Annotated in this window: 13 protein-coding genes; 3 read left to right on the plus strand and 10 right to left on the minus strand. The window is 64.2% G+C overall.

Annotated elements, in window-relative coordinates; genetic code table 11:
* Positions 1–40 precede the first annotated feature (40 nt).
* The gene (locus tag VK804_RS09455) at positions 41–268 is read left to right on the plus strand and encodes a hypothetical protein (protein WP_325370256.1); all 228 of its coding nucleotides are present in this window, start codon (positions 41–43) and stop codon (positions 266–268) included.
* 23 nt (positions 269–291) lie between these two features.
* On the opposite strand, the gene VK804_RS09460 is transcribed toward VK804_RS09455, so the two are convergent.
* The gene (locus tag VK804_RS09460) at positions 292–489 is read right to left on the minus strand and encodes a type II toxin-antitoxin system HicA family toxin (protein WP_325370258.1); all 198 of its coding nucleotides are present in this window, start codon (positions 487–489) and stop codon (positions 292–294) included.
* Complete coding sequence (locus VK804_RS09465; RefSeq protein ID WP_325370260.1) at positions 490–726, minus strand: DUF1902 domain-containing protein; 237 nt, start codon at positions 724–726, stop codon at positions 490–492.
* 824 nt (positions 727–1,550) lie between these two features.
* On the opposite strand from VK804_RS09465, the gene VK804_RS09470 reads away from it, so the two are divergent.
* Positions 1,551–2,279, plus strand: coding sequence for a cyclase family protein (locus VK804_RS09470; RefSeq protein WP_325370262.1), 729 nt, complete (start codon positions 1,551–1,553; stop codon positions 2,277–2,279).
* Positions 2,280–2,370: 91 nt separating this feature from the next.
* On the opposite strand, the gene VK804_RS09475 is transcribed toward VK804_RS09470, so the two are convergent.
* Both VK804_RS09475 and VK804_RS09480 read right to left on the minus strand, forming a co-directional pair.
* Positions 2,371–3,465: an amidohydrolase family protein gene (locus tag VK804_RS09475; RefSeq protein WP_325370264.1), complete on the minus strand. Its 1,095-nt coding sequence runs from the start codon at positions 3,463–3,465 to the stop codon at positions 2,371–2,373.
* Between the two features lie 239 nt (positions 3,466–3,704).
* A complete protein-coding gene (locus VK804_RS09480; protein WP_325370266.1) occupies positions 3,705–4,805 on the minus strand; it encodes an LLM class flavin-dependent oxidoreductase in 1,101 nt (366 codons plus the stop codon).
* 228 nt (positions 4,806–5,033) lie between these two features.
* Between VK804_RS09480 and aroQ the strand changes: the two genes are divergently transcribed.
* Complete coding sequence (gene aroQ, locus VK804_RS09485) at positions 5,034–5,471, plus strand: type II 3-dehydroquinate dehydratase (RefSeq protein WP_325370268.1); 438 nt, start codon at positions 5,034–5,036, stop codon at positions 5,469–5,471.
* An 89-nt stretch (positions 5,472–5,560) separates the two neighbouring features.
* Here aroQ and VK804_RS09490 read toward each other — a convergent pair whose 3' ends face one another.
* The 6 genes from VK804_RS09490 to VK804_RS09515 all read right to left on the minus strand — a co-directional run.
* Positions 5,561–6,547, minus strand: a complete 987-nt coding sequence (locus tag VK804_RS09490) for a glycerophosphodiester phosphodiesterase (RefSeq protein ID WP_414642743.1) — start codon at positions 6,545–6,547, stop codon at positions 5,561–5,563.
* 27 nt (positions 6,548–6,574) lie between these two features.
* On the minus strand, positions 6,575–7,687 hold the full coding sequence (locus tag VK804_RS09495; protein ID WP_325370269.1) for an NADH:flavin oxidoreductase/NADH oxidase: 1,113 nt from the start codon (positions 7,685–7,687) through the stop codon (positions 6,575–6,577).
* Between the two features lie 129 nt (positions 7,688–7,816).
* Positions 7,817–8,887 (minus strand): esterase-like activity of phytase family protein, encoded by a 1,071-nt coding sequence (locus VK804_RS09500; protein WP_325370271.1) that lies wholly within the window; start codon positions 8,885–8,887, stop codon positions 7,817–7,819.
* Positions 8,888–8,891: 4 nt separating this feature from the next.
* The gene (gene cobT / locus VK804_RS09505; protein WP_325370273.1) at positions 8,892–10,793 is read right to left on the minus strand and encodes a cobaltochelatase subunit CobT; all 1,902 of its coding nucleotides are present in this window, start codon (positions 10,791–10,793) and stop codon (positions 8,892–8,894) included.
* Positions 10,790–11,200 carry a GNAT family N-acetyltransferase gene (locus tag VK804_RS09510; protein WP_325370275.1) on the minus strand — a complete coding sequence of 137 codons (411 nt, stop codon included), beginning with the start codon at positions 11,198–11,200 and terminating at the stop codon, positions 10,790–10,792. Before VK804_RS09510 ends, cobT begins: the two co-directional genes overlap by 4 nt.
* A gap of 4 nt (positions 11,201–11,204) precedes the next feature.
* The coding region (locus tag VK804_RS09515) for a cobaltochelatase subunit CobS (protein ID WP_325370277.1) at positions 11,205–11,880 on the minus strand (676 nt) is incomplete at its 5' end.

Below are 11,880 nucleotides of genomic sequence, written 5' to 3' on the forward strand. Positions count from 1 at the left end.
AGCATCCAAGGAAGCCCCGGCCGGGAACTCGCGCTGCCAGATGCTGCTCGGCTCCTGGTCGTTCTCGAACGGAGTCGGCGTCAGGTTCAAGCCGGGCGGCGGACTGTCGTCCACGACCGGCGATGGCGGCACATGGAGCTGCGACAACGGCATGGTCGCGGCGCACCGGCCGCACTGGACCGACCACTATCTGGTGTCGTCCGACGGCGCCCACATCACCGGCAACAGCGGCCTGCTCAATGCGGCGCTGACCGCCACCAAGAATTGAGGTTGCCTTCCCGGCCCACTGGCTCAGAAAGCCTTCGGCAGTCCAGCCTGACGCAGGATCGCATTGGCAGTGTGGCGGCTCGGGATGCCGACTGGTACCGCGAAGTTACGCTTGGTGATCGGACTGTGCCAAATTTCGTGGCTGCCGCGTCCTTGCCGGACCATCGTGCAGCCGGCGGCGCGCAGCAAATCCCGCAATTCGCGATCGAACTGCGGCGCCATTCAGCCTGTGACCGGTTCGGCTTCGCGTAACGCGGTGATCTGCAGGAACAGAGAATCCGGCGCAATGTCGGGGTGATTGTCTGGCAGCAAATCGAGCGCCATCGCGGAAATCTTGTCCAGCAATTCGTCGAGCGTCGGTGCGTCGGCGGCAGCCGGAATGTCGTCGCAATGCCCGCTCCAGACCGACGCTTCCTGGTCCCAGGCTGCGGAAATCGTGAAAATGACAGGTCTCGACATCACCGCTCCTTGTTGCCGCGACGTGCTTCACGATCGCGGGATTCCAATCTGACTATACCACAAATCCGTGGCGACGGCCATTCGGCAAAAGTGCGGCGCTGACCGCCACCAAGAATTGATGCCCCCCGTCCCCCGTCCATACTAGATGCTGTGGATCGTAAATTATTTTCGAAAATACGTAAATAGCGCTTGCGGCCGACCCGAATCACTTCTATATTTCGCGCTGTCCCGCCCCACCAAAGGGGCGTTGCGCAACGTCAACAACGCGGGGCGGGATGCGGTGGACGTGAGGAAGTGCTTTCGACGAGGGCGTTTTGTTGCGGACGGTGAAGTCGTGTGGGCCTGGCACCCCGACGCTAGTGTCAAGTTCTTGAGAAGCAAGCTTCTCGGGGATGACGGTGGCTAACAAGCCCGGTACGCCGGGGCGAGCACGAAGTAATCCGTAAACCATTGCGTGGGGAATGCCGGGTGATTCCGGTGTGACCTGACTAACGTGTGTGCGTTTTTTACTACCCATTGCACACACGGCTATCGGGCGCATGGAGCGCCCGGCATTCCCTGCGCCCTTTGTTTGGAGGGCGGGAATAAATGGATACCTCGCGCAAAAAATGCATGCGGCGAGATCGCGAAGTTGTGGCTGTTAGGCACACTTGTCATGCCCGGGCTTGACCCGGGCATCCATCTATCTTCGCAAGAAGCCCTTTCGAAGAAAGATGGATCACCGGGTCAAGCCCGGTGATGACGAGGGTGGCAAAGCTTGACATTGCCGCCACGGCCCAACATCAAGCCGCAAACCCCGCCTTGCGCAGCAACGGAGACCGCCATTGAAGATCGTCGACCTCAGCCGCGAGCTCTATCACAAGACGCCGACCTATCCCGGCCATCCGCCGATCATCCATGGCGTCTGGACCACGCATGAGGAATCCTACGCTGCGTCGGGCAATGTGCACGGGCTGTCCTCGATGTTCATCTCGATGCCCGACCACGCCGGCACCCATATCGATGCTTTCAGGCATTTTGACAAATCGGGCGCGCCGATATCAGAATATCCGCTCGAAAACTGCATCGTGCCCGGCATCTGCATCGACCTGCGCCATATCGCGGCGCGCGCCGAGATCACGCCTGACGATCTCGCGGCCGCGGTGAAGGCCGCGGGCGTGGAGGTGCCGAAGGGCGGCACGGTGCTGCTCTGCACCGGCCATCACGCCCGCACCTTTCCGCGCAAGGAATATGCAAGCGACAATTCCGGCGTCAACGTCGCCGCCACGCAGTGGCTGGCGGCGCAGGGCGTGGTGCATTTCGGCATCGATTCGATGCGGCCGGGGCCTGAGGGCAAGGTCAATTTGCTGGTGCACAAGGCCTGCTTCGACCTCGGCATCACCCACATCGAAAGCCTGTGCAACCTGGAAGCGCTGCTCGGCGAGGGCCCGTTCACCTTCATCGGCCTGCCGATGAAATGGCGCGACGGCACGGGCTCGCCGATCCGCGCGGTGGCGGTGTTCGGGATGCACTTCTCCCTCGCCCCGCCCTTCGCGGGGAGAGGGTCGGCGTGAGGGGCTCTCTCAACATCGGGACTCGCTGAGAGTCCCCCTCACCCGGCGCTTCGCGCCGACCTCTCCCCGCAAGCGGGGCGAGGTAAGAAGGCTACACCTCGATGCCCAACAGCTTCGCAGCCGTCCGGCCGAGGATGTCGGCCTTGTCGTCGTCGCTGAGCGAAATGGAGGCGAAGATGTGGTCGACCGGCTGCAGCTGCCAGGGGAAGGGATAGTCGCTGCCGAGCACGATCTGGCCCGCGCCGACTTGCGCGGCGAGATGACGGAGCGCCTCGGGCGTGAAGACGAGCGAGTCGAAATAGATCTGCTTGAGGTACTCGGTCGGCTGCTTCTGCAGCTTGATGTCCGGATTGCAGCTCGCGGGACTGACCAGGCAAACGTGGTCCGAACGGTCGGCGTAGGACGGCAGGAAACCGCCGCCATGGGCGGCGATCAGCTTCAATCTGGGGAAGCGATCGAAGGTGCCCTCGAAGATCATGTGCGACAGCGCGATCGTGGTCTCGACGGGATAGGAGATCGCATTGGAGAGCCAGCCGTTGCCAGCGACCTGCTTGTCGAGTTCGGGAATGCCCTGCGGATGAATGAACAGGGGAACACCGAGCTCTTCCGCCCTGGCCCAGACGGGATGGAATCTGGCGTCGGAGAACGGCACGCCATCGACATTGCCGCCGATCGCGGCGCCCTTCAGCCCCTGCTTCCTGATCGCGGTCTCCAGTTCCGTCACCGCCAGATCCGGCGCCTGCAGGGTCAGCGAGGCAAAGCCCGCGAAACGGTCGGGCTTCGAGGCGCACAATTCGGCGAGCTTCTCGTTCTGCAGCTTGACGACCTGGCCGGCGAGTTCGCGGTCGGCCTTGTACCAGTTGGGATTGATCGACAGCACCTCGAGATCGACGGCCTGCGAGTCCATCGCGGCGAGCCGCTTGTCCATCGCGATGACGACCTCCTCCCTGCCCAAGACGGGCGGCCGCGGCGGCCCCGGCGGCGGCCCGAGCAGCCTGGAAGCCTCAGGGATCACGCAATGGGCGTGCACGTCGATGGTCTTGACCCGCTTGCCGGCGACCATCACCGGGAGCTTGTGCGGCGCGGCCGCGCTTTGCGCATGCGCACTGCGCAGCATGCCGCAGCTGCAGAAGGCGACGCCGGTAGCGGCCGCGGTGCCCTTCAGAAAATCACGGCGTGTGGTCATGACAATGCCTCCCTGGCGTTTTCTTGCCGACGCGGAATCTGTCCGGCCGGATTGAGACGCAGCGTAGGGCATGGCGCATGCGACCACCAGTGCGCTTCACGAGCAATGCCTGTGCTGACGCACCCCCACCCGACCCGGCTTCGCCCAACCGCCTTCGTCCGAAGGCGGACTTCGGCGGTCAGGAGGCTGCGCCGGGCCACCCTCCCCACCGCTCACGCGGGGGAGGGATGAGCGTCGGCTCACGCGGCCTTGCCGAACTCGGCGCCGAGATGCTTCAGCCGCGGCATCACCTCGTGTCGCAAGAGGCTCAGCGAATGATGCCAGGCTTCCGGCTTGTGCTTGTAGTCGAAGCCGAACACCAAGAGCACGCCGAAGCCGCCGACCTCGCGATAGATGGTCTCGATTTTCTCGGCCACCGTTGCCGGCGAACCGACGACCCAGTTGCGGCGGGCGCAATAGTCCACGGTGACGTCGCTATCAGGCACGTCAGGGGCGTGCTTGAGATAATCCTTGAAACCGAAATGGCCGAGCAACGGCAGAAAATACTCGCCCATCATCCGGCCCATCATGTCCCCTGCGGAAAGCTTCCAGGCTTCCTCGTCGGTATCGGCGACGAACACCTCGCGCACCAGCCGCCAGTCCTGCCGGCTCGGCTTGCGCCCGGTCTTGGCCGCGCCCACCTCCACCGAATCCCAGTGGCTGCCGACATAGGCGGGATTCAAGTTGAGGCTCATCGGGATGAAGCCGCGCTCGCCGGCAAGCTTCAGGGTGTCCGAGTTCTTGGAGAGGCCGGCGACCCCGATCGGCGGATGCGGCGCCTGCTTCGGCAGGATGTGCGGTTTGAGGAAATCGAACATGGTGTCGGGCTTGCTCACCGTCCAGAACTTGCCCGTGTAGGTCCAGGGCGCAGCTTCAGTCCACATCTTCAGGATGATCTCCAGCGCCTCGCGGGTCATGTCGCGGTTCTGCCCACTCATGCCGTCGACATTGAACATCGCCCAGTCGCTCGGCAGGCCGCTGGCGGCGACGCCGAAATTCAACCGACCGTCGGAGAGGTGGTCGAGCATCGCCACGCGGTTGGCGAGTTCGGCGGGATGGTGATAGGGCAAGAGGAAGCCGCCGGGGCCGAGCCGGATGTTCTTCGTCTCCCGCAACGCCTGGGCGACTAGCAGGTCCGGCGAAGGATGCGGCTCCCAGGGCGCGGTATGATGCTCGCCGATCCAGGCCTCCTGGTAGCCGAGTTCGTCGAGCCAGCGCAGCGTCTGCAGGTCCCAGTCGTGGCCCTCCTTCAATCCGCACTCCGGAGGATGCGAGGGCATCGAGAAATATCCGAGTTCCATGGGGTTTCCTCTCGTTCGTCTTGCTTTGCCGGCGCGTCGTTGCATGCGCGCCGGCCATCAGAATAGCACGAGAGCGACCGGCAATCACGGGTAGAGCCAAGGCCGAAATGTGGCGCGACCGTTCGAAACGAACTTGTGATAGGCGGATTGCGCCGCGCGGCATCCCGGCTAGGGTGGCCGCCTCACCGCCCCATAAAACAATTCGGCAGCCCACCAGAGGAAGACGCCATGAAACGACTGATGATCCTGAACGGCCCCAACCTGAACCTGCTGGGGGTGCGCGAGCCGCACATCTACGGCACCACGACGTTGGCGCAAATCAAGGAGGACTGCGAAAAGCATGCGAAGCAGCTCGGGTTGGAGATATCCTTTCACCAGTCGAACCACGAAGGCGAGATCGTCGACTGGATCCAGTCGGCGAGGCAGACCGCCGACGCCATCATCATCAATCCGGCCGCCTATTCCTTCACGTCAATCGCCATCATCGACGCGATCAAGGCGTTCGAGGGACCGGTGCTCGAGGTGCACATTTCCAATATTCACGCGCGCGACGAACTGCACCGGCATTCCAAGATTTCATCGGCCGCCACCGCCGTCATCTGCGGATTGGGGCCATATGGCTACATCGCCGCGATGCACGCCGTGGCCCAGATGGCGAAGAAATAGCTCGTCATGCCCGGGCAAAAGCGCGAAGACGCGCTTCGCGCTTTTGCCCGGCCATGACGAAGACAGCGATGAAGCCCTCAAAGAATGCACTACGGCGTCACCGGGTATCCCTGCGGCAGGGCGATGCCCTTGTCGCCGGCCACCTTGCGCAAGGTTTCGGGGTGATCGGAGATGATCCCGTCCACGCCGAGGTCGATCATCCGCGCGATGTCCTCGGGCTTGTTCACGGTCCACACCACGACCTGGAGCCCCAGACTGTGGGACTCCGAAATCAGCGCCGCATTGACGTCGCCGAAATAGGGCGACCAGATCGCGCCTCCCGCGGCCTTGATCGCGCGGGGAAGCGAGCCGCCGTGGTCGACCGGGTCGAAACCCGCGGTCCACACGGAAGGCTTATCCAGAAAAACCGTCGCCCCCGCTCCCTTCTGTTGCGTCAGATAGACCGTCGGGATCGCGGGCGCGAGTTTCTCGACCAACCGCAAGGTCCGCCAGTCAAAGGATTGAATCGTGACGCGATCGCTGAATTTCTCCGCGGCAAGAAGATCGAGCAGCAGCGCGACGAAACGCTCAGGCTCCGGCGACTCTTCCGGATGGTTCGGGTCGATCTTGGTTTCGATATTAAGCCGCACGTGGCTGTCGCCGGATTTGCGTACCAGCCGAAACACCTGCCTGAGCGTCGGAATCCGCGTGCCCGGCACTGCGTGCTGGTCGGGAAATTGTGCCGCGTAGGCACTGCCCGGACGGATCTGTCCGACGTCGTATTTCCAGACCTGCTCCAGCGACAGTTGGACGAAGGGAATTCCCGGCGGCGCGATGTAGACGCCGTCGGGGCCGCGCGCGAGGTCCGGATTGAGGCCGCGCTCATGGGAGACGACGAGCACGCTGTCGCGGGTGACCCCGACATCCAGCTCCAGCGTGTCGACGCCCATCGAAAGCGCGTTGGCGAACGACGGCAGCGTGTTTTCGGGAAACAGCGCTCGCCCGCCGCGATGGGCCTCAATGTCAAACGCCATGACCTGCCCGTTCATGAGGAGCGCAAAGGCGGCAGCGATCGCGAGGCGACGGACGATTGCCATGACGATGCTCCAGCCCGAACACCGATGCTATCTTGCCCCGAACGTGGTCGCGCCGAACAGCGCCTTTTGCGTGGAGGGTTGCGAGCGCCAGTATTGCGGCGGGGCGTAGACCTCGCCGCCGAGTTCGGCGGCGGCGTGCCAGCCCCAGCGCGGGTCGTACAGCATGCCGCGGGCGAGCGCGACCATGTCGGCCTTGCCGGAGGCGACGATGTCCTCGGCCTGTTTCGGCTCGGTGATCAATCCGACCGCCATGGTGGTGACGCCGGTCGCCTCCTTGATGCCTTGCGCGAGCGGCACCTGATAACCGGGGCCAAGCGGAATCTTCTGCTTCGGCGACACGCCGCCGGAGGACGCATCGATCCAGTCGACGCCGCGCTTCCTCAATTCTTTTGCGTATTCGATGGTCTGCGCCAGATCCCAGCCGCCATCGACCCAGTCGGTCGCGGACACCTTGACGCCGACCGGCTTCTCCGCAGGGAACGCCGCGCGGATCGCGTCGAACACTTCCAGCGGATAACGCATCCGGTTTTGCAAGCTGCCGCCATATTGGTCGGTGCGCTGGTTGGAAATCGGCGACAGGAATTGATGCAGGAGATAGCCGTGCGCGCTATGCAGTTCGAGGGCATCGATACCGAGCCGCTCGGCGCGCTTCGCCGCGCCAATGAAAGCGTCGCGCACGCGCGCCAGTCCCTGCGCGTCGAGCGCGTGCGGCGGCGTCTCGCCTTCCTTGTGCGGGATCGCGGAAGGCCCCTCCGTCTGCCAGCCGCCTTGGCCGATCGGTATCTGCTGCCCGCCGTCCCACGGTCTGGCGCTCGACCCCTTGCGGCCGGCATGGGCGAGCTGCATCGCCACCGCTGTCTTCGAATGCTTGCGCACCGAAGCCAGGATCGGCTTCAGCGCCGCTTCGGTCGCGTCATTCCACAGGCCGAGGCAGCCGGGGGTGATGCGGCCGGTCGCCTCCACATGGGTGGCCTCGATGCAGAACATCGCCGCGCCTGAAAGCGAAAGCATGTTGATGTGGGTGAAATGCCAGTCATTGGCCGCGCCGTTGTCGGCCGAATACTGGCACATCGGCGCCACCATGATGCGATTGGGAAGCGCAAGGCCGCGCAGCTTGATCGGGGAAAACAGGGCGCTCATGATGGGGGATGTCCAGAGATGGGAGGAAGCAACGTCGTCACTCAATTTAGTTAGCCGCCGCGCATTCCTCAACCCAAGGGGATCGTCATGGCGGGGCATGCTCACCGTCCCTGCTCTCGCAGAACGATTTCACTCCACCAGCGCGAATTGCAGCAACAACGTGCGCTGGATCAGCGAAAAGTTATCGTCGGACACCATGGTCAGCACGGTGTCGCCCTCCGGCGTGACGTGGGCGTCGATGCCCTCCATGTTGTCGATCTCCTGGCCGAGATCGGCGTCGAAGATCGAGGGGCCGTCGACCACCGCACCGGGCATGATCGAATTGAGCGCGATGCGGCGGATGCGGATGCCGATGCCCGCGAGCAGCGAGAACTTCCGCTCCAGCAGCAGAAGCTCGCCGGAGGGCAACAGCACGGCGTCGCTGACGTCGAAACTTTCCGTGCGACGAACGCTGAATTGTCCCGGCGTCGGCCCGCCGACCAGGAATGCGATCAGGTTGCCCTGCGGGTCGAGGCCGCGCTCGGAGATCGCGATCAGCGTACCTGCGAGCGCAAAACCCTTCGGCACGAAGACCAGCGCTTCCAGCCCCTTGTTGAAGGGCAGCTTCTTCACCGCCGGCGGCATCGGAAACTCCTCGCCGCGCGAACGCGTGAAACCTTTGCTGAAATCGAAGCGCAGCACCTTGTTGACGCGTTCGAGGCCGATATAGACAATCGAGCCATCGAGCGCGATCGATTCCGAATCGAACATTCCGTGCGCGGTGATCGGCCGGCCGTCGGGCCCCAGCATCGGCGCGGCCTCGACGTCGTCGAGCCCGGTCATCGCGCGGCCGGAATAAACGATGCGGCCGGTGAACCAGCTGCCCTTGTCGCTGAAGGAAATGAAGCGCTCGCCTTTGGCGTCGAGCCGCAAGCCCGACAACCCGCCAAACCCCTGAAAGGCGGAGGTCAGGACCAGCCCGCTGCGATATTCGAGCTTGCCGAACCGCACACGGGAATGGTCGCTGTTGTCGAACGACGGCAGCGGCCGCGCCCTGACCTCGATCGAGGCGGGAGTTGCGACATAGTGTTCGTCCGGCGGAAGCGGTTTCGGCGGCGGCTGGGTCGCGAGCTGCGCCCGCGAGCCGGCGGGCAGCGCCAGCGTCGAAAGCCCTGCCGCCGTCGTTCCCAGGAATCGGCGGCGGCTGAAGGTTTCGCGCATTCTCTTAGGAATGCAATTTGCGCCGCGGGCCGGAGGCCGCCGGCGCCGCCCCGTGGGTCTCGCTGAACAGCTCGGCGAGCTTTTCGGTGATGGCGCCGCCGAGTTCTTCGGCATCGACGATGGTGACCGCGCGCCGATAATAGCGCGTGACGTCGTGGCCGATGCCGATCGCGATCAGTTCGACCGGCGAGCGGGTCTCGATCTCCTCGATGACGTAGCGCAGATGGCGCTCCAGGTAATTGCCGGGATTGACCGACAGCGTGGAGTCGTCGACCGGCGCGCCGTCGGAAATCATCATCAATATCTTGCGCTGTTCGGAACGGCCGAGCAGCCGTTTGTGCGCCCAGTCGAGCGCCTCGCCGTCGATGTTCTCCTTCAGCAGTCCCTCGCGCATCATCAGGCCGAGATTCTTGCGCGCACGCCGCCACGGCGCATCGGCGGGCTTGTAGATGATGTGCCGGAGATCGTTGAGGCGACCGGGGTTGGGCGGCTTGCCGGCGGCAAGCCACGCCTCGCGCGACTGCCCACCCTTCCAGGCGCGCGTGGTGAAGCCCAAGATTTCCACCTTGACGCCGCAGCGCTCCAGCGTCCGCGCCAGGATATCCGCACACGTTGCGGCGACCGTGATGGGACGGCCGCGCATCGAACCGGAATTGTCGAGCAGCAGCGTCACCACAGTATCGCGGAAGGTCGCTTCCTTCTCATGCATGAAAGACAGCGGATGATAGGGATCGGTCACCACGCGCGACAGCCGCGCGGGATCCAGAATGCCTTCCTCGAGATCGAACTCCCAGGCGCGATTCTGCTGCGCCATCAGGCGGCGCTGCAGGCGATTGGCGAGGCGGGCCACGATGCCCTGCAGATGCGCGAGCTGCTTATCGAGGTAGGAACGCAGCCGCTCGAGCTCGTCATGGTCGCAGAGGTCTTCCGCCGCGATCACCTCGTCGAATTTCGGCGCGAAGGCGTGATATTCCGGCCCGCGCGGCTCGTTGGCGCCGCGCGAATTCGGCCGCGTCGCTTCGCCCGGGGTCTCGTCGTCGCCGAGTTCGCCGTCATCGAAGGTATCCGACGTCGAGGCCTGCGCGCTTTCCATGGCGCTTTCCGACATTTCGTCGGTAGAGGCCTGCGCCTGGTCGGCGCTCATCTCCTGCGCGGCGTCGGAATCGGGCGAGCCCTCGGCGCCGGACTGGTCGTTCTCGCCGTCGCGATTTTCGTCCTGGTTCTCGTCGTCGTCGGCATCGGCATTGCGGTCGTCGCCGAGTTCCAGCGCGGTGAGCAGATCATGCACCGCATCGCCGAATTTCGCCTGATCCTCCGCGAGCCGGTCGAGCCGGTCGAGCCGCGTACCGATCTTGTCTTCGAGCAGCGGGCGCCAGAGGTCGACCATCTTGCGGGCGGCGGCCGGCGGCGCCAGCCCGGTCAGCCGTTCGCGCACAAGCATGGCGAGCGCATCGGACAACGGCGCGTCGGCGCGGTCGGTGATCTCGTCGAACTTGCCGCGATGGAAATGATCGTCGAGCATCGCGGTGAGGTTCTTGGCGACGCCCGCCATCCGCCGCGAGCCGAGCGCCTCGACGCGGGCCTGCTCGACCGCCTCGAACACGCCGCGCGCCTGCGGATTGCCCGGCATCAGCTTGCGGTGAACTTTCGGATCGTGGCAGGCGAGCTTCAGCGCGATCGAATCGGCGTGGCCGCGCACGATGGCCGCGTCGCGCTTGGTCATCTTGCGCGCCGGCTCCGGCAATCGTGCCTTGCCCGGCGCCAAGCCCGGCCGTTCGGCGGCGAAGGTCACTTCGAGCTCCGGTTTCTTCGCGATCGCGCGCAGGCAGGCGGTGACCGCGCGCTTGAACGGCTCGGTCGGCGCCTCCTTGGATCCGGTGCGGAATTTCTGGTTGGATGTGCTCATAGCGATTTTGTGAACCAATGGCGCGTCACGCCTTCAGGATAACCCTCGATCGAACCGAATTCCTTGTAGCCGCACGTTCGGTAGAAACCCGGCGCCTGAAAACTCATGGTGTCCACATAAGACCGCGTGGCCCCGAAGCGTTTGGCTTCCTGTTCGATCGCCCGTATCAACTTTGTCCCATGATCCTTGCCGCGAAGCTTCTGCTCGATCCAGAACAACTGGATGAACAGCACCGTGGTCCAGACCTCCCCGACGATCCCGCCGACGATCTTGTCGCCTTCACGTAACGAGACGGCGAAGCGCTTGTATTTCTGCTTCCCCATCTTCTCGGTGTTGTAGCGGATCAGTCCGCCGAGCACCGCGCGCTTGGTCTTTCCAATCGTGCGCTCGACGGAAATCGCCGGCATCGCGTCAGCTCATCGCCACGTTCACCGATGACTCCGCGAGCTCGACGTTGAAGCAGCGCTGATAGAATTCAGCCACCAGCGGTCGCTCCAGCTCGTCGCACTTGTTGAGGAAGGTGACGCGGAACGCAAAGCCGATGTCGCCGAAGATCTCGGCGTTTTCCGCCCACATGATCACCGTGCGCGGGCTCATCACCGTCGACAGGTCGCCATTGGCGAACGCGTTGCGGGTGAGGTCGGCCAGCCGCACCATCTTGTTGACGATGTCGCGGCCCTCTTGCGTCCGATAGTGGTGCGCCTTCGCCAGCACGATCTCGACCTCCTCGTCATGGGCGAGGTAGTTCAGCGTGGTGACGATCGACCAGCGGTCCATCTGGCCCTGGTTGATCTGCTGGGTGCCGTGATAGAGGCCCGAGGTGTCGCCGAGACCGACGGTGTTGGCGGTCGAGAACAGACGGAACGCCGGATGCGGCTTGATCACCTTGTTCTGATCCAACAGCGTCAGGCGGCCGGAGACTTCCAGCACGCGCTGGATCACGAACATCACGTCGGGGCGGCCGGCATCGTACTCGTCGAACACCAGCGCCGTCGGCGTCTGCAGCGCCCACGGCAGCAGGCCCTCGCGGAATTCCGTCACCTGCTTGCCGTCGCGCAGCACGATCGCATCCTTGCCGATCAGGTCG

It is taken from the genome of Bradyrhizobium sp., assembly GCF_035484855.1.
GTDB lineage: Bacteria > Pseudomonadota > Alphaproteobacteria > Rhizobiales > Xanthobacteraceae > Bradyrhizobium.

Excerpts from the sequence above, each read along its gene's own strand:
- VK804_RS09455 (WP_325370256.1), top strand. The coding sequence starts at position 41 with ATGCTGCTCGGCTCCTGGTCGTTCTCGAACGGAGTCGGCGTCAGGTTC.
- VK804_RS09460 (WP_325370258.1), bottom strand. The coding sequence starts at position 489 with ATGGCGCCGCAGTTCGATCGCGAATTGCGGGATTTGCTGCGCGCCGCC.
- VK804_RS09465 (WP_325370260.1), bottom strand. The coding sequence starts at position 726 with ATGTCGAGACCTGTCATTTTCACGATTTCCGCAGCCTGGGACCAGGAA.
- VK804_RS09475 (WP_325370264.1), bottom strand. The coding sequence starts at position 3,465 with ATGACCACACGCCGTGATTTTCTGAAGGGCACCGCGGCCGCTACCGGC.
- VK804_RS09480 (WP_325370266.1), bottom strand. The coding sequence starts at position 4,805 with ATGGAACTCGGATATTTCTCGATGCCCTCGCATCCTCCGGAGTGCGGA.
- aroQ (WP_325370268.1), top strand. The coding sequence starts at position 5,034 with ATGAAACGACTGATGATCCTGAACGGCCCCAACCTGAACCTGCTGGGG.
- VK804_RS09490 (WP_414642743.1), bottom strand. The coding sequence starts at position 6,547 with ATGGCAATCGTCCGTCGCCTCGCGATCGCTGCCGCCTTTGCGCTCCTC.
- VK804_RS09495 (WP_325370269.1), bottom strand. The coding sequence starts at position 7,687 with ATGAGCGCCCTGTTTTCCCCGATCAAGCTGCGCGGCCTTGCGCTTCCC.
- VK804_RS09500 (WP_325370271.1), bottom strand. The coding sequence starts at position 8,887 with ATGCGCGAAACCTTCAGCCGCCGCCGATTCCTGGGAACGACGGCGGCA.
- cobT (WP_325370273.1), bottom strand. The coding sequence starts at position 10,793 with ATGAGCACATCCAACCAGAAATTCCGCACCGGATCCAAGGAGGCGCCG.
- VK804_RS09510 (WP_325370275.1), bottom strand. The coding sequence starts at position 11,200 with ATGCCGGCGATTTCCGTCGAGCGCACGATTGGAAAGACCAAGCGCGCG.